Source organism: uncultured Modestobacter sp. (assembly GCF_947486615.1).
Taxonomy (GTDB): Bacteria; Actinomycetota; Actinomycetes; order Mycobacteriales; family Geodermatophilaceae; genus Modestobacter.
This window is the reverse complement of sequence record NZ_CANKUD010000004.1, coordinates 203509-219596: the sequence shown is the minus strand read 5'-3', so window position 1 is coordinate 219596 and position 16088 is coordinate 203509. Positions and strand designations below refer to the sequence as shown.

Annotated in this window: 16 protein-coding genes; 7 read left to right on the top strand and 9 right to left on the bottom strand. The window is 73.7% G+C overall.

The window, feature by feature from the left end; translation table 11 throughout:
• Positions 1-887 precede the first annotated feature (887 nt).
• Positions 888-1811 carry a hypothetical protein gene (locus Q1A09_RS09725; protein WP_299954071.1) on the top strand — a complete coding sequence of 308 codons (924 nt, stop codon included), beginning with the start codon at positions 888-890 and terminating at the stop codon, positions 1809-1811.
• A gap of 391 nt (positions 1812-2202) precedes the next feature.
• Here the strand turns inward: Q1A09_RS09725 and Q1A09_RS09720 are convergent, their stop codons facing one another.
• The 3 genes from Q1A09_RS09720 to Q1A09_RS09710 all read right to left on the bottom strand — a co-directional run bounded on the left by Q1A09_RS09720 (position 2203) and on the right by Q1A09_RS09710 (position 4426).
• On the bottom strand, positions 2203-2433 hold the full coding sequence (locus Q1A09_RS09720; RefSeq protein ID WP_299954069.1) for a hypothetical protein: 231 nt from the start codon (positions 2431-2433) through the stop codon (positions 2203-2205).
• A gap of 158 nt (positions 2434-2591) precedes the next feature.
• Positions 2592-3548 carry a DMT family transporter gene (locus Q1A09_RS09715; RefSeq protein ID WP_299954067.1) on the bottom strand — a complete coding sequence of 319 codons (957 nt, stop codon included), beginning with the start codon at positions 3546-3548 and terminating at the stop codon, positions 2592-2594.
• A complete protein-coding gene (locus Q1A09_RS09710) occupies positions 3545-4426 on the bottom strand; it encodes a PhzF family phenazine biosynthesis protein (RefSeq protein ID WP_299954065.1) in 882 nt (293 codons plus the stop codon). Before Q1A09_RS09710 ends, Q1A09_RS09715 begins: the two co-directional genes overlap by 4 nt.
• A 101-nt stretch (positions 4427-4527) precedes the next feature.
• Here Q1A09_RS09710 and Q1A09_RS09705 point away from each other — a divergent pair, with 101 nt between their 5' ends.
• Positions 4528-5766 (top strand): magnesium transporter MgtE N-terminal domain-containing protein, encoded by a 1239-nt coding sequence (locus Q1A09_RS09705; RefSeq protein WP_299954063.1) that lies wholly within the window; start codon positions 4528-4530, stop codon positions 5764-5766.
• Entirely contained in the window at positions 5759-6298 is a 540-nt protein-coding gene (locus Q1A09_RS09700; protein ID WP_299954061.1) for a DUF1003 domain-containing protein, read from the top strand. The genes Q1A09_RS09705 and Q1A09_RS09700 overlap by 8 nt, the downstream gene beginning before the upstream one ends.
• Positions 6299-6302: 4 nt before the next feature.
• On the opposite strand, the gene Q1A09_RS09695 is transcribed toward Q1A09_RS09700, so the two are convergent.
• Positions 6303-6800, bottom strand: a complete 498-nt coding sequence (locus Q1A09_RS09695) for an AAA family ATPase (protein ID WP_299954059.1) — start codon at positions 6798-6800, stop codon at positions 6303-6305.
• A gap of 1 nt (position 6801) precedes the next feature.
• Entirely contained in the window at positions 6802-7440 is a 639-nt protein-coding gene (locus tag Q1A09_RS09690) for a DUF6518 family protein (protein ID WP_299954057.1), read from the bottom strand.
• Positions 7441-7605: 165 nt separating this feature from the next.
• On the opposite strand from Q1A09_RS09690, the gene Q1A09_RS09685 reads away from it, so the two are divergent.
• From Q1A09_RS09685 to Q1A09_RS09675, 3 genes are all read left to right on the top strand, one after another.
• A complete protein-coding gene (locus Q1A09_RS09685; RefSeq protein WP_299954054.1) occupies positions 7606-10218 on the top strand; it encodes a SpoIIE family protein phosphatase in 2613 nt (870 codons plus the stop codon).
• Positions 10219-10303: 85 nt separating this feature from the next.
• On the top strand, positions 10304-10906 hold the full coding sequence (locus Q1A09_RS09680) for a TetR family transcriptional regulator (RefSeq protein ID WP_299954052.1): 603 nt from the start codon (positions 10304-10306) through the stop codon (positions 10904-10906).
• Positions 10907-10938: 32 nt separating this feature from the next.
• Positions 10939-12522: an MDR family MFS transporter gene (locus Q1A09_RS09675; RefSeq protein ID WP_299954050.1), complete on the top strand. Its 1584-nt coding sequence runs from the start codon at positions 10939-10941 to the stop codon at positions 12520-12522.
• Between the two features lie 43 nt (positions 12523-12565).
• On the opposite strand, the gene Q1A09_RS09670 is transcribed toward Q1A09_RS09675, so the two are convergent.
• Together Q1A09_RS09670 and Q1A09_RS09665 are read right to left on the bottom strand one after the other, a co-directional pair.
• Positions 12566-12883, bottom strand: coding sequence for an AzlD domain-containing protein (locus tag Q1A09_RS09670; protein ID WP_299954047.1), 318 nt, complete (start codon positions 12881-12883; stop codon positions 12566-12568).
• A complete protein-coding gene (locus tag Q1A09_RS09665; RefSeq protein ID WP_299954046.1) occupies positions 12880-13572 on the bottom strand; it encodes an AzlC family ABC transporter permease in 693 nt (230 codons plus the stop codon). Before Q1A09_RS09665 ends, Q1A09_RS09670 begins: the two co-directional genes overlap by 4 nt.
• Before the next feature lie 151 nt (positions 13573-13723).
• Here Q1A09_RS09665 and Q1A09_RS09660 point away from each other — a divergent pair, with 151 nt between their 5' ends.
• Positions 13724-14884, top strand: coding sequence for an Mrp/NBP35 family ATP-binding protein (locus Q1A09_RS09660; RefSeq protein ID WP_299954044.1), 1161 nt, complete (start codon positions 13724-13726; stop codon positions 14882-14884).
• Positions 14885-14951: 67 nt separating this feature from the next.
• Here Q1A09_RS09660 and Q1A09_RS09655 read toward each other — a convergent pair whose 3' ends face one another.
• Together Q1A09_RS09655 and Q1A09_RS09650 are read right to left on the bottom strand one after the other, a co-directional pair.
• Positions 14952-15578, bottom strand: a complete 627-nt coding sequence (locus Q1A09_RS09655; protein WP_299954042.1) for a DUF2975 domain-containing protein — start codon at positions 15576-15578, stop codon at positions 14952-14954.
• Positions 15579-15711: 133 nt separating this feature from the next.
• Positions 15712-16083: a twin-arginine translocase TatA/TatE family subunit gene (locus Q1A09_RS09650; RefSeq protein ID WP_299954040.1), complete on the bottom strand. Its 372-nt coding sequence runs from the start codon at positions 16081-16083 to the stop codon at positions 15712-15714.
• Between the last annotated feature and the right edge of the window lie 5 nt (positions 16084-16088).

The following is a 16088-nucleotide window of genomic DNA, read 5'->3' as shown; positions in this document are numbered from 1 at the left end:
CGGGAACGGCCGATGCCGTGGTCAGCCGGGTCGGCGCGGGAACCGCGAACCTGTTTCATGTAGTTCGCCGATGTCCCGCGTGGGGATGTCGGCTCACGGCAGGTCGGTGGCGTGCTGATGCGCGCGGTTGACCATGAAGTCCACCAAGACCGCCCGGCCGACTTCACCCGCGGCATCCGCGGAGGCGATGACCTCAGCCAGCACACTGTTCCACGCGCCGTCCCGGGAGGAGTGGGCGTGCCGCTTCCACACCGTCTGCCACGCCCCGAAGCTCTCCGGCAGATCCTGCCAAGCCAGCCCGCACCGACATCGGGTGCACGATGCCCTCCACCACCTGCCTGCGATGCCAGTAAGGCCGCGGCCGCCCCACCTTGCGGCACCAACGGCTCGATCACCGCCCCCTGCCCATCACTCGGCTCAGCGCCAGTTGGCCACCCGTTCGAGATCCGTACCGGACCCCGCCGACCAGGGAGACACGCGCTGGTGGCTGCGCCGGCGTTTCTTGGTCGTTGCAACTTCTTGTGGCCCCGCCCCTTGACGCGCTGATGTGACTCATGACACTTTCACCCCCTCTGGTAACTACGGAAGGTGATGCTGTAGTGACACAAGCGAAGGTTGAAGCGCCGGAAACGCTGCTCTTGGCATTCGATGCATCGTGTTCCACTTGCCGAGCGATTTCAGAGCGCGTCTCGACCGCCTGTGACGGTCGGTTGCGCACCGTTGGCCTGAACGACCCAGACGTCCGCAAGTGGCGCACCGAGTTGCTAGGCGATGACTCTCCGTGGGCACCTGTTCTGTTCCGCCTTGACGGTGGCTCTACGACGACCACTCCGCTGCGCGCTTGGCAGGGAAGATCCATGGGCCTACCTCTGACCAAGCACCTTGGTGTGAAGCGCACCGCTCGCGTGCTGCGCGCTATGGGCGAGCTGCATCAGGAATGGAAGGACGTGGCGGTCACCCGCAACCTCGGTCGTGGGTTGTCACGTCGCGGCGTCATGCAGATCGGGGCAGGCGCGGCGGTAGGCGTCATGATCCTGAGCGGCCGCAAGCCGGCGATGGCGGCCCCGCCAGCCAAGGCGGTCGGCGTCCTGTCTACTGCAGAAGTGCGTGGATCAGCACTCCAGAACGGCCTCAGGAGGTCGTTGACGAATCCGGATGTGATCAATCTCGTCGACCGGCGAGAGCTGGCAGCGCTAAGCGCAGGAGCGTGGGGGCAGGGGGCGACCAAGGAGCCATTGGTCACCCGACGGTCGTCCGGTACGACCCGGCTCGGTCCGGGGCAGGAAGTTCGCGGCGCGGTCAGTGCAGTCGCGCAGGCAGAACACCGACTGGTGTCCGGCGGAAGGTCACGGGTGACCTCGTTCTCTCTTGACGAGGATCAGATGATCACCTTGGAGCAGACCTTTCACGCGGATGGGACCTCCAACTCGCTAGCCACCCTCTACCGCATGGACTGGGACTCTGGGGACCTCTTTCTCTTGAAGGCCAGCGAGAACGGCCACCTGGACACTCCGGTGCCGGCTTCGATCGAAGAGTTCTCCGTGTCAGCCGCCAAGTGCACTGGCTATCCCAAGGGCGACCCGTGTGGCGGCTGCTGCCTGAATGGCAGCGGTGCCGTGCTGATCACGCGCTGCAAGACCACAAGCGTGGCAAAGTGCGTCCTGGGAGGTGTTGGCTGCGCTGGGTGCGCCACCAGTTGCGGCGCCATCAGCTTCGGCTGCATCACATGCCTGGCTTCCACCTGTGGCATTGCGTTCATCGAGTGCTGCGGTTCTCGGTCCTCATCCTGCAGCGGAAATGCATGCTACTGATTGAGAGGATCCTGATGAGACCAGTGTTGGGCGTTTCGCTTGCCTTGGCGGCCATGTTCGCATTGGCCGTGTGGAAGACGATTGAGGACGGCGGATTCCCGCTCGTTCACTGGGCGGCGGTTCTAGTGGTTCTCGGTGTGCTCTTCACCATAGTTCGGCGGTCGCGCAGCCAGCGTTGACCGAGGCTTCTGGCCCAACAGCCGCGCGATGGGGGTCACGGGGGCGCGTCAGCGGCCCTCGTGACCTTCCGCTGCCTCAACGCTGCGCTGCTGCGCGCCGCCTTGCGACCCGATGAACTCGATGGCGCGCGACAGGGCGCGCTGTGCTGCACGCAGCTCGGCGACGTCGCCGAGAGCGCTCGGCCGACCTCCGGCCCGCCCGAGAAGCGGCGTCAAGCGATGATGCCCTGCCTACGCAACTCACCTTTGGCGTTGACGGGGAAGTAGAAGGCGTCCAAGTTCAGGGCCCTGCCGGCCTGGTAGTGAACGTCGATCCCGTACAAGTAGGTCTCGCCGGTGCTGAACGGACAGGGCTTGCGGCCCTGGAACGAGCCGGGGGCCGTGCCGCGCGCGTTGACACCCTGGGTCGTGAACAGCGCTGGCTCGTCGACGGAGTACATCATCTGCGGGTTGCTCTCACACCGATCGAACCAACCCCTTGGTTGGAGCTGTTCCAACTAGCCCCCCGGTCACCTGATCAGGTCATTAGCTGGGGCGCGTCTCGCAAGTCAGCGGCAGCTGGCGTCGTCGTCTTGGCTGCCACTGACTTGAAAGACACGCCCTAGACCGGCTCGGCCTCCGGGGCGGGGCGGCCGCCGCGGATCACCAGCGCCACCCCGACCACGACGGCGATCATCCCGGGCAGCGCGAGCAGCGGCGGCACCTGGTCGAGCAGGACCAGGGCGACCAGCAGCGCGCCGGGCACCTCCAGCAGCACCGCCAGCCCGACCACCGTCGGCCCGACCGTGGAGAGCACCAGGTTCAGCAGGGTGTGCCCGAGCAGCTGCGCGCAGAAGGTGATCGCCGCGATCAGCCACCAGTCGCGGGCGCTGAACCCGGCCAGCGGCACCCCGGCCACCACCGCCGCCACCGCCAGGGCGACCGCGCAGGTGGAATAGCAGACGACGGCGTAGGCCGAGGTGGTCAGCCGCTCCCGCGCCCGCGCGCCGGCGAGCATGTAGCCACCGGCGCAGATCGCCCCCAGCAGGGCCAGCCCGTCGCCGGCCAGCGCCGTCCAGGAGACGGTGACGTCGACCCCGGCGATCAGCGCCGCACCCAGCACCGCCAGCGCCAGCCCCCACCACACCCGGCCGGGCAGGTGCACGCCGGAGACCCGGGCGGCCAGCGCCGTCCAGATCGGGGTGGTGGTGACCAGCGCGGTCGAGGCGGCCACCGTGGTCATCGACAGGCTGGGCAGCCAGGCGGCGAAGTGCGCGGCCAGGAACAGCCCGGCGACCACCGAGCTGCCCAGCTGCCGGGCCCGCAGGCCGTGCAGCGTCGACCGCTCGCGCAGCAGCAGCACCGGCAGCAGCAGCACCGCCCCGGCGGCGTTGCGCCAGAAGGCGATGGCCAGGAACGAGGCGGTGACCATCGCGGTCAGCGGGCCGGAGAAGGAGACGCCGACGACGGCCACCGCCATCAGCCCGACGTCCCGCCCACCCGGCCGGTGCACCGCCCACGCCTGCGAGGCCGGCCGGCCCTGCTGCAGCGTCCCGCCGGCAGCCGCGGTGTCGCTCACACCGGCACCCGGACGGTGCCGCCGGCGATCGCCCGGACGGCGCCGGCCACGCTCACCGAGGTCACCTCGCCACCGGCGACGGCGACCCGGCCGCGCAGCTCCGACGGGCGCCCGACCGCGGCACCCTGCGCCAGCCGGTAGTCGGTGACGCCGTCGCCGGCCAGCCCCACGGCGGCCAGCCAGATGCCGGTGCCCAGCGCCGCGGAGCCGGTGGCCGGGTCCTCGTGCCAGTCGAGCCCGGCGGCGAAGACCCGCACGGTGCCCGAGGCCGTCGCCGGGTCCCAGGCCAGCAGCGAGACCCCGCCCTGCACGCCGGGCAGCAGCCGGTCGAGTGCCGGGCCGTCGGGCACCGCGCGGTCCAGCGCGCCGGGGTGCACCTCCAGCTGGGCGAAGTCGATGCCGCAGCCGACCAGGTGCGCGGGGCGGCCGGTGACGTCGTCCGGGCCGAGACCGCAGGCGGCGGCCAGCGCGGCGACGTCCGGGCCGGGGCGCTGCGAGACGGTGCCGCCGGTCAGCCGGGCGCCGTCGTCGTCCACCTCGACCTCGACCACGCCGGCGCCGCACTCCTGCCGGAGCACCCCGGCGGGCAGCCGGCCCAGCCGGACCAGGGTGTGCGCGGTGCCCACGCTCGGGTGGCCGGCGAAGGGCAGCTCGGTGCGCGGGGTGAAGATCCGCACCCGGTAGTCGGCCCCGGGCTCGGTGGGCGCGCTGACGAACGTCGACTCCGAGTACCCGAACTCCGCGGCGAGCGCCTGGCACTGCGCGGTGCTCAGCTGCCCGGCGTCCAGCACGACGGCCAGCTGGTTGCCGCTGAACGGCCGCGGGGCGAACACGTCCACGACCTCGAAGGCCAGCAGGTCAGACTCAGGGGCGCCCACGACGCCGACGGTAGCCTCAGCCCCGGCGACCGGAGCTGGTGAGGTCGCCGTCCACCCAACTGCCCGGTCCCCTGGCCGACGAGCGCGCGCGAGGAGGTGCCGTGACCACGGTGACCAGGGCCTACGTATCCCGGATCGCCGGCCTGACCGTCTTCGACCCCAACGGCGACCGGGTCGGCAAGGCCCGCGACGTGCTCGTCGCGCTGCGCGTGGGCAGCGCCGCGCCGCGCGTGCTCGGCCTGATCGTCGAAGTCGTCGCCCGCCGGCGGATCTTCTGCCCGATGGGCCGGGTCACCGGCCTGGACGCGGCCTCGGTGATGCTCGCCTCCGGCACGGTCAACCTCAAGCGGTTCGAGCAGCGCGCCGGGGAGACCCTGGTGCTGGGCGAGCTGCTGGACCGCCGGGTCACCATCGAGGACGACGGCCGGCCGGCCACCGTCGTGGACGCCGCGATCGAGCAGACCCGCACCGGTGACTGGGTGCTGTCCCGGCTGGCCGTGCAGGAGCCGGGCCGGCTCGGCCGCCGCGGGCAGCTGCACCAGCTGGCCTGGGACGAGGTCGAGGGGCTCGCGCTGCCGGAGACCGGGCAGAGCGCCGAGACGCTGATCGCCACCTACCGCGAGCTGAACGCCGCCGACGCCGCGCACGCGCTGCAGGAGCTGCCGATCAAGCGGCGGCACGAGGTCGCCGAGGCGATGGACGACAACCGGCTGGCCGACGTGCTGGGCGAGCTGCCCGAGGCCGAGCAGATCACCATCCTGGGCACCCTCGAGGAGCGGCGGGCCGCCGACGTCCTGGAGGAGATGGACCCCGACGACGCGGCCGACCTGCTCGCCGAGCTGTCCACCCTGGACCGGGACCGGCTGCTGGAGCTGATGGAGCCCGACGAGGCCGAGCCGGTGCGCCAGCTGCTGAAGTACTCCGAGGACACCGCCGGCGGGATGATGACCAGCGAGCCGGTGATCCTGTCCCACGACGCCACCATCGCCGAGGCGCTGGCCCGGGTGCGCGCGCCCGAGCTGACCCCGGCGCTGGCCAGCCAGGTGTACGTCTGCCGGCCGCCCTCGGCCACGCCGACCGGGCGCTACCTGGGGCTGGCGCACATCCAGCGACTGCTCCGCGAACCACCCTCGACGCTGGTCAGCGGGGTGCTCGACGACCTCGACCCGCTGCGCCCGGAGGCGCCGCTGGCCGAGGTGACCCGCTACTTCGCCACCTACAACCTGGTGGCCGCCCCGGTGGTCGACGCGCAGGGCCGGCTGGTCGGCGCGGTGAGCGTGGACGACGTCCTGGACCACCTGCTGCCCGACGACTGGCGTGAGCGGTCCCGTCGTGGCTGAGGACAACCGGCGCGCGGACCTGCGCCTGGACCAGCCGCGCGGGGCCCGGGGCATCGGCAGCTTCCTGCGGCTGGACCCCGACGCGGTCGGCCGGTTCGCCGAGGGGATCGCCCGGTTCCTGGGCACCGGCCGGTTCCTCGCCGTCCAGACGGTGATCGTGATCGTCTGGATCGTGCTGAACGTGGTCGCGGTGAACCTCCGCTGGGACCCCTACCCCTTCATCCTGCTCAACCTGGCGTTCTCCACCCAGGCCGCGTACGCCGCACCGCTGATCCTGCTCGCGCAGAACCGGCAGGCCGACCGCGACCGGGTGCAGGCCGAGGAGGACCGCAGCCGGGCCGCGCAGACCCGCGCCGACACCGACTACCTGGCCCGCGAGCTGGCCTCGCTGCGGGTGTCGGTCGGTGAGCTGGCCACCCGCGACTTCATCCGCGGCGAGCTGAACCGGCTGCTGCCCGACGACGGCGACGGCGACGGCGAGCGCAAGAAGAAGAGCAAGAAGCGGCGCGAGGCGGTCGACCCGGCGGTCTGAGCCCTCAGCCCCGGACGGCGCCCAGCACGGCGGCGACCGGGTCGCCGCCGGCGGTGTCGACCACCGTGTGCCGCTCGTGCCACTGGTCGACCCGCCGGGCCCGCACCTGCTCCCACGTCGGGACGGTGTGCCCGGCCAGGTCGGCGGTGCGCTCCTCGACCCGGCGCCGGTGCTCGGCCGGGTCGGTGCAGATCAACCGCAGCCAGTGCACGCCGGCGCCGTGCCGGGCAGCCAGCTCGCGGAACGGCCGGCGGGCGGCGGCGACGTCGAAGACCGCGTCGACCAGCACGTCGGTGCCGGCGGTGAGGCAGGTGTCGGCGGCGGCGAGGGCCAGGTCGTAGCCGTGCGCCCCGACCTCGTCGGGCCCGGCCACCAGGTGCTGGCGGAGCAGCGCGGTCTCGAAGGCGTCGATCCGCAGGTGTGCCGCGCGCAGCTCCCCGGCGACCGCGCGGGCCACGGTCGTCTTGCCGACCCCCGGCAGCCCGCCGACCACGATCAGCACGTCAGACCCACCGGTGCAGCAGGTCGAGCACCTGTGGCGCGAGCCAGACCGCCGGGACGGCGCACGCCGCGGCCCACAGCCGGGTGCGGTGGTCCCGCGGCAGGAGGAGGACCAGCACCAGTGCGGTGACCACCTCGGCGAGTGCCTGCACCGGGCGACCGGCCATCGCCAGCGCCTGGTCCTGCCAGGCCAGCCAGGTCTGCCGGGCGCCTCCGCTGCCCAGCACCAGGCCGGCCGGGACGCCGAGCAGGGCCCCGGGCAGCCAGCCGCTGCGCCGGGTCGCCCAGTGCACGGTCACGCCGGTGGCGGGGACCGCGGTGGCCGAGAGGAACAGCCAGATGACCAGCAGGTCGGCCTGCCAGCCGAAGTCGAGCACGAGCGCGGCCCAGCCGTAGTAGGCCACGGTCATCGCGGCGAAGAAGACCCCGGAGCGCAGTCCGGCGGCCGGCAGCGAGGGCGCCCGCCAGCCGATCAGCGCCACGACGAGCACCCAGGCCGCCGGGTAGCTGCCCAGGTCGGCGGCCCAGCGCCAGCCCGACTCGTCGCCGGCCTTCGCCGCGACGCCGGCCAGCAGGCCCGCCAGCACAGCCAGGGCCAGGGGGGCCCGTCGGCGGGCCGTCACCTCGGGGGTCGCCGTCACGGGACCGATCGTGCCGTCGCGGCACCCCCGGACGAGTTCGCCGCGCCCGGGAGGGCCAGGTCGGCAGCCCAGGATCGAGGACTTCGGGCCGGTGGCGACGGTGGGTACCCTCGGTCGTTCGTCCGGGACGCCCGTCGCCATGTCCCCACATCCGGGAGGGGACTCGTGACCGGCTCACTGCCCTCTGGCACTCCCCTGCCCGCGGAGTCCGACCCCGCATTCGAGCGGTTCGCGCGGCTCGTGCGCGCCTCGCTGGACGTGCCGGTGGCCCTGGTGACGTTCGTGTCGGACCAGGAGCAGGTCTTCCCCGGCGCGCTGGGGCTGCCCGAGCCGTGGCAGACCAGCCGCAGCACGCCGCTGAGCCACTCGTTCTGCCAGCACGTGGTCCGCTCCGGCGAGCCACTGGTCGTCACCGACGCCCGCACCGAGCCGCTGGTCGCCGAGAACCTGGCGGTCCCCGACCTGGGCGTCATCGCCTACGCGGGTGCACCGATCACCGACGCCCGGGGCCGGGTCGTCGGCTCGCTGTGCGCCATCGACAGCCGGCCACGCGCCTGGTCCGACCGCGACCTGGCGGTGCTGGCCGACCTGGCCGGCGCGGTCAGCTCCGAGCTGCGGCTGCGGGCCGCGCACGAGCGCGCGGACGACGCCACCGCCGACATGACCGCCTCGGCCGACCAGGCACGGCGGCTGCTGGCCCAGCACGAGTTCGACCGGTCCCGGTGGGCACTGGCGCTGGTCGCCGGCCGGGCGGGCACCTTCGACCTGGAGCTCTCCACCGGCGGGCTGACCGTCGACGACCGGCTGCTCGAGCTGTCCGGGCTGGACCGCGGCACGTTCACCGGCCGGCCGGAGGACGTGTACGCCCGCGTTCACCCCGACGACCTCACCGCCGTCGTCGCCGCGGTGCAGCGGGCCATCGACACCAGTGGGGTGTACGACGCCGAGTACCGCATCGTCCTGGCCGACGGCACGCACCGCTGGGTCGCCGCCCGCGGGCAGGTGCTCCCCGGGGCCGAGGACACCGGTGCCCACCTCGTCGGCCTGGTGCACGACACCACCGCGCAGCGCGAGCCGCTCGGCCTCGCCGCGCAGGCACTGGAGTCGATGGCGGTCGGTTTCGCCGCACTGGACGCCGACTGGGTGTTCACCCACGTCAACCGGGAGGCCGAGCGGATCACCGGCTCCTCGCGGGCGGACCTGCTGGGCCGGACGATCTGGGAGGTCTTCCCGGCGACCGTCGGCACCGACTTCGAGGCGCACTACCGCCGGGCCGCCGAGACCGGCGAACCGATGTCCTTCGACGCCTACTACCCCGAGCCGCTCGACGTCTGGGTGGAGGTCCGCGCGGTGCCGAACCCGGCCGGGCTGGCGCTGCACTTCGTCGACATCACCGCCCGCGCCCGGGCCCACCAGCAGGCCGAGCAGCTGGCCACCCGCGAGCGGCTGCTGAGCCTGGTCACCGAGGAGCTCGGGAGCACCCTCGACGCCGCGGAGGCCGCCCGGCGGCTGACCCGGCTGGCCGTGCCGGCGGTCGCCGACTGCGCGATCGTCACCCTCGTCGACGACGACGAGGCCACCGGCTCCCGCCGCGGGCTGCGCACCGTCGCCTCCTGGCACACCGACCCCGGGCTCCGCGGCCTCGTCGACGGCTACGCCCGGACCCGGCTCGCCGCCTTCGACGACGACGCGATCGTCGAGCGCGCCCTGCGCACCGGCCGGCTCCAGCTGATCGCCTCGGGCGCGACCGCCCAGGCGGAGCAGATGCTCGCCCCGGGCCCGCAGCGCGACGCGCTGACCGCGGTGGCCCCCGAGGCGATCGCGGTCCTTCCGCTGCCCGGCCGCACCGGACCGGTGGGGCTGCTGACCCTGGCCACCAGCGCCGCACGGGGGACGTTCACCGAGGAGGAGCTGGCCACCGCCGGGTACGTCGCCGCCCGCGCCGGCCTGGTGCTCGACAGCGGCCGGCTCTACCGGCAGCAGCGCCGGCTGGCCGAGGGGTTCCAGCGTTCGCTGCTCACCGCCCCGCCCCAGCCGGACCACCTGCAGGTCGTCGTCCGGTACGTGCCGGCCGCGCAGGCCGCCGAGGTCGGTGGCGACTGGTACGACGCGTTCATGCAGGGCGACGGCGCGACCACCGTGGTGATCGGCGACGTCGTCGGGCACGACACCCAGGCGGCCGCCGCGATGGGCCAGATCCGCAGCATCGTGCGCACCGTCGGCGCCCTGGACGACAGCACCCCCGCGTCCGTGCTGCGCCGGTCCGACGAGGTCATGCAGACCCTGCAGTCGGGCATCCTGGCCACGGCGGTGGTGGCCCGCCTCGAGCAGACCGCCGGCGAGCAGGCGCAGGGGCTGACCCGGCTCCGCTGGGCCAACGCCGGTCACCCACCGCCGATGGTGGTCGCCCCGGACGGCGCGGTCACCGTGCTGACCGCCGAGCGCGCCGACCTGCTGCTCGGGGTCGACCCGGGCGCGCACCGGCAGGACACCCAGGTGACCCTCGGCCGCGATGCCGTCGTCGTCTTCTACACCGACGGGCTGGTCGAACGCCGCGACCAGGACCTCGACCAGGGCACGGCCCGGTTGCAGGCGCTGCTGGCCGAGCTCGCCGGGCGGGACCTCGACGAGCTGTGCGACGAGGTGCTGACCCGGATGGTGCCCGCCGACCCCGACGACGACGTGGCGCTGATCGCCGTCCGGCTGCACCCGCAGGAGCTGCCCCGTCCGGTGGAGGCCGGGCCGAACCGGGTCCCGCCCGACATCGCGACGGACTGACCGGCCCCGACCGCGGCCCACGGGGTGACGGGCTGCACACCGAGCAATCATGCACAGTGTGCAGCCAAAGGCTCATCCTGGGCCGGTGACCGAACGAGGACTGCGCGAGCGGAAGAAGGCCGACACCCGCGCGGCGCTCGCCGCCGCGACGCTCCGGCTCGCGGTCGAGCAGGGCTGGGAGCACGTCACGGTCGAGGCCATCGCGGCGGCGGCCGACGTCTCCTACCGGACGTTCTTCAACCACTTCTCCGCCAAGGAGGAGGCGCTGGTCTTCCCGGCCGGCGCCGACCAGCCGCGGCTGTCCGCCCGGCTGCGCGCCCAGCCGGCCGAGCTCGGCGTGCTCGCCGCCGCGCGCGCGGCGCTGCGCGAGGAGCTGACCGAGCTGGAACGCGACCCCACCGCCCTGCACGACCGGATCACCGTGATCGCCGGCAACCCCTCGCTCCTCCCCCGGCTGGTCGAGGTCGGCGCGGCCGACGAGCTGGAGGTCGCCGTGGCGGTCGCCGAGCGCACCGGCCAGGACGCCACCACCGACCTCTACCCCGGGCTGCTGGCCGCCGTCCTCTCCGCCGCCGTCCGGGTCAGCTTCGCCCGCTGGCACACCGGGCACGGCGCCGTCCCGCTCACCACCCTGCTCGACGAGGCGCTGGACGCGCTGTCCGCCGGCCTGCCCGAGCCCACGCACTGACCCACCCCGCCCACAGCACCGACAGGAGCACCATGTCCACCACCGCGGAGACCGGCCCGGCAGCCGGCGCGGCCAGCACCGAGGCACGGATGAGCCGGCGGGAGGTGCTCCAGGCGCTGTCCGGCCTCATGGTGGGCATCTTCGTGTCCATCCTGGCCGCCACCGTCGTCTCCAACGCCCTGCCGGTGATCATCGCCGACCTGAACGGCAGCCAGTCGATCTACACCTGGGTGGTCACCGCCGAGCTGCTGGCCATGACGGCGTCCGTGCCGCTGTGGGGCAAGCTCGCCGACCTGGTGAGCCAGAAGCTGCTGGTGCAGCTGTCGCTGGCGCTCTTCGTCGCCGGGTCGCTGCTGGCCGGGTTCAGCCAGGACACCACGATGCTGATCATCGCGCGGGTGGTCCAGGGCCTCGGCGCCGGCGGCCTGACCGCGCTGGTGCAGATCGTGATGGCGGCGATGATCCCGCCGCGTGAGCTGGGCCGGTACGCCGGCATCTTCGGCGCGGTCTTCGCCGTCGCAACCGTGGCCGGGCCGCTGATCGGCGGCGTCATCGTCGACACCTCGTGGCTGGGCTGGCGCTGGTGCTTCTTCATGGGGGTGCCGTTCGCCCTGCTGGCGATCGTGCTGCTGCAGAAGACCCTCAAGCTGGAGCAGGTGCGCCGCCGCGACGTGCAGATCGACTGGCTGGGCGCGCTGCTGATCACCGCCGGGGTGAGCACCCTGCTGATCTGGGTGACCCTGGCCGGCAACGACTTCGACTGGCTGTCCGGCACGACGGCGCTCATGGTCGGCGGCGCCGCGGTGCTGCTCGCGCTGGCACTGGTCGTCGAGTCGCGGGTGGCCGAGCCGGTCATCCCGCTGGGCATCTTCCGCAACCGGACCGTCACGCTCACCGTCGTCGCCAGCGCGCTGGTCGGCATCGCGATGTTCGGCGGCACGGTGTTCCTGTCCCAGTACTTCCAGATCTCGCTGGGCTACTCCCCCACCGAGGCCGGGCTGCTGTCGCTGCCGATGATCGGTGGCCTGCTGGTCTCCTCCACCGTCGCCGGCGCGCTGATCACCAAGACCGGCACCTGGAAGCGGTTCCTGGTCGCCGGTGGCGTGCTGATGACCGTCGGGTTCGGCCTGCTGGCCACCATCGACGCGCAGACCTCGATCTGGCTGCTGGGCGCCTTCATGGTGGTGCTCGGGGTCGGCGTCGGGCTCCTGATGCAGAACCTGGTGCTGGCCGCGCAGAACGACGTGCCGGCCCGGGAGCTCGGTTCGGCGACCTCGGTGCTGTCCTTCTTCCGCAGCCTGGGCGGCACGATCGGCGTCAGCGTGCTCGGCGCGGTGCTCGCCAGCCGGGTGGCCGGCGACCTGGCCGTGCTGGGCGGGGGCACGGAGGGCGGCGGCGAGACCGCCGTCCCCGACGTGTCGGCCCTGCCGCCGGAGGTCGCCCGCGTGGTGCAGGACGCCTACGGCGATGCCACCGCCGAGCTGTTCCTGATCGCCACCCCGCTGGCCGCCCTGGCGCTGCTGGTCGTGCTCTTCATCAAGGAGAAGCCGCTGAAGACCACCAGCGGCGCCGAGCGGCTCGCCGAGGAGCAGGCCCAGCTGCCCCTCGCCCACTGACCGCCGGCGGCTGCCGTGCTCCCGTTCGGGGGCACGGCAGCCGTCAGCCGGTGAGCACGTGCACCAGCGCGCCGGCCGCCCCGGCCAGCACCAGGACGACGATGAACGGCGCGCGCAGCGCCAGCGCCAGGGCGGCGACCGCCAGCCCGACCAGCCGGCCGTCGAGGACCAGATCGCGCCCCGACGCCACGGCCTGGACGGCGACCAGCGCGGCCAGCAGCGCCGCCGGCACGAACTCCACCACCCGGGTCACCCACGGCCGCTGCACCCAGGCCGCCGGCACCGACAGCCCGGCCAGCTTCAGCAGGTAGCAGCCCAGCGAGCCGGCCAGCACCACCGCCCACAGCGTCCCGCTGCTCACGGGGTCACCGCCGTCCGCGGCCGCCCGGCCAGCGCCACCGCGACGACGGCCAGCACCACCTGCACCCCGGCGGGCACGAACGGCGTCAGCGCCAGCGCCACCGCCGCGCCGCCGAGCGCGACCCGCCGCTGCACCGCCGCCTCCGGCGCGCCCCGGCGCAGCCGTGGCCACAGCAGCGCCAGGAAGGCGGCGGGAACGATGGCGTCCAGCGCCGCCTGCGCGGTCTCCCCCAGCGCGGCGGCACCCAGCGAGCCGATCAGCGTCGTCGCGTTCCAGCCGAGGTAGATGGTCGCGCCGGTGACCCAGAACGCCAGCCGGCCCAGCTCCCGGTCGGGCGCGGCGACCGCCATCGCCGTCGTCTCGTCGATCACCCAGTGCGCCGCGCCGGCCCGGCGGAGCAGGCCACGGGGGGTCAGCATCGGGGCGAGGCGGACGCCGTAGACGGTGTTCCGGGTGCCCAGCAGCAGCGCGCTGCCCACCGCCGCGAACGCACCCCCGCCTGCCCCGAGCACGCCGACCAGCGCGAACTGCGAGGCACCGGTGAACATCAGCGCCGAGAGGGTCACCGCCTGCCAGGTGCTCAGCCCGGCACCGGCGGCGGCCGCACCGAAGGCGACCCCGTACAGACCCACGGCGACCCCGAGCCCGATCGCATCACGCAGGGTCGCGGTGCGGGTGTCGGACGGCACGCAGGGACCCTAGAGCTCACCGGGTCGGCCGGCTCACACCCGCTGGCCCGGGCCGGCCCCCGGGGCCGCCGTACAGTGAGGGTCGCCCGCGCGCGGGCCCCGCCATGGGCCCGGTACCCGCGAGCTCCCCGTCGAAGGAGACACAACCCGCATGTCCGACACGCTGACCGGATCGCCGGCGCTGGACGCCGTGAACGCGGCCCTGGCGACGGTGCAGGACCCGGAGATCAACCGTCCGCTGCCCGAGCTGGGCATGGTCAAGGACGTGCAGATCGGCGTCGGCGGCGACCCGGGCGCCGTGCGCGTCGAGGTCTACCTCACCGTCGCCGGCTGCCCGATGCGCGAGACGATCACCAACCGCGTCACCCAGGCCGTCGGCGCCGTCCCCGGCGTGACGTCCGTCCAGGTGGGCCTGGACGTGATGAGCGACGAGCAGCGCACCGAGCTGCGCAAGACCGTGCGCGGCAGCGACACCGCCGAGCCGGTCATCCCCTTCGCCCAGCCGGGCTCGCTGACCCGCGTCTACGCGGTCGCCTCCGGCAAGGGCGGGGTCGGCAAGTCCAGCGTCACGGTCAACCTGGCCGCCGCGATGGCGAAGAAGGGCCTGTCGGTCGGCGTCGTGGACGCCGACATCTACGGCCACTCGGTGCCCCGCATGCTCGGCGTGGACGACAAGCCCACCCAGGTCGACAACATGATCATGCCGCCGCAGTCCTACGGCGTGAAGGTCATCTCCATCGGCATGTTCACCCCGGGCAACACCCCCGTGGTGTGGCGCGGGCCGATGCTGCACCGCGCGCTGCAGCAGTTCCTCGCCGACGTGTGGTGGGGCGACCTCGACGTGCTGCTGCTCGACCTGCCCCCGGGCACCGGTGACGTGGCCATCTCCATCGCCCAGCTGGTGCCCAACGCCGAGATCCTCGTGGTGACCACGCCCCAGCTGGCCGCCGCCGAGGTGGCCGAGCGGGCCGGCGCGATCGCCACCCAGACCCACCAGCAGGTGGTCGGGGTCATCGAGAACATGTCCTGGCTGGAGCTGCCCGACGGCTCCCGCATGGAGGTGTTCGGCTCCGGTGGTGGCGAGGCCGTCTCCGACGCGCTGACCAAGACCCTCGGTGCCCGGGTGCCGCTGCTCGGCCAGATCCCGCTGGACACCCGGCTGCGCGAGGCCGGTGACGCCGGTGCGCCGATCGTGCTCGCCCAGCCCGACGCCCCCGCGGCCCAGCAGCTGTCGAAGATCGCCGACGGGCTCGCCGTCCGGTCCCGCGGCCTGTCCGGCATGTCGCTGGGGCTCACCCCGGTCAAGCGGTAGTCACCAGCTCGGACAGCAGCGGCCGGTCACCCCACGGGTGACCGGCCGCTGCTGCGTCCGGGGCGGCTCACACCAGCTCCTCGACGTCCCAGCTCGTGCCCTCCCCCTGCCGGAAGACCTCGGCGAGCACGAGCAGCAGGACGCCGGCCAGCAGCGCCGGGACGACGGTGAGGGTCACTCCGGGGACGAACGCGCCGCCGGGGCCGGCCTGCCCGAGCCGGTCCAGGACGGCGAGCGAGGCCAGTTGCGGCAGCAGCGGACCGATGCCGCCCGCGAGCACCACCAGCACGGCCAGGCCGGCCAGCCGCCGGGCGTTGCCGGGCTCGAACGGGTGTCCGGCGGCGATCGAGGCCAGCACCGGGCGCAGCAGCCAGGCCGCGACGCCGGCGGCCAGGCCGAGGACGGCGGCGTCGCCGCGGGCCAGCAGCTGCTCGCCCACGGTGGAGTACCAGGCCGACAGCTCCGCCGCCCGACCCCCGTCCTGCCCGGTCACCAGGGCGCCGTCGGGCAGCCCGGGCACGTCGACAGTGCCGACGGCCAGCTCGACCGGCACCCGGACGGCGGCACCTGCCTGGGTGGCGCCGTTGATCGCGTAGACCGGCCCCGCGACCGCGCCGGCGACCCCGAGCACGGTGACCAGCCCCCGGAGCCACCAGAGCACCGACGGCGTCACGTAGGTCGTCTCACGCGCCATGACGGCACCCCCGGGCGTCGACGGGTCGGGGGGCGGAGTCTGCCCACCGACGGCGGAGGTGTCCAGCGCATCCACCGCGGCGTCCGAGGACGGCGGAGTCAGGTGCTGCCCGGGGGGGCAGCTGACCCCGAGGTCAGGTGGCGTCGGCGTCGAACGGGGGCGGGCTGCCGGCGGCGCGGGTGCGGGTCAGCTGCGTGGACCGCACCCGGGACGCAGCGGTCGCCCCCGTGGCGGCTGCCCGGGGTGCCGGCTCGTCGTCGCTGAGCAGCTGCTGCCGGATGAAGGTCTTGGGGTGGTACTGCCGCAGGTCGATGTCCCGCAGGTGGTCGAAGTCGTCGCCCAGGGTGTCGTGGAGCTGGCCGCGCACACCGGTGACCGTCTCGCGGACCTTCTTCAGTCCGGTGGCCGCGTCCTTGGCCAGCGAGGGCAGCCGGTCGGGGCCGAAGATGAACAGCGCGGCCAGCGCTAGGACGACGATCTCGCCCCAGCCGATCGAGTTGAACACCGCGC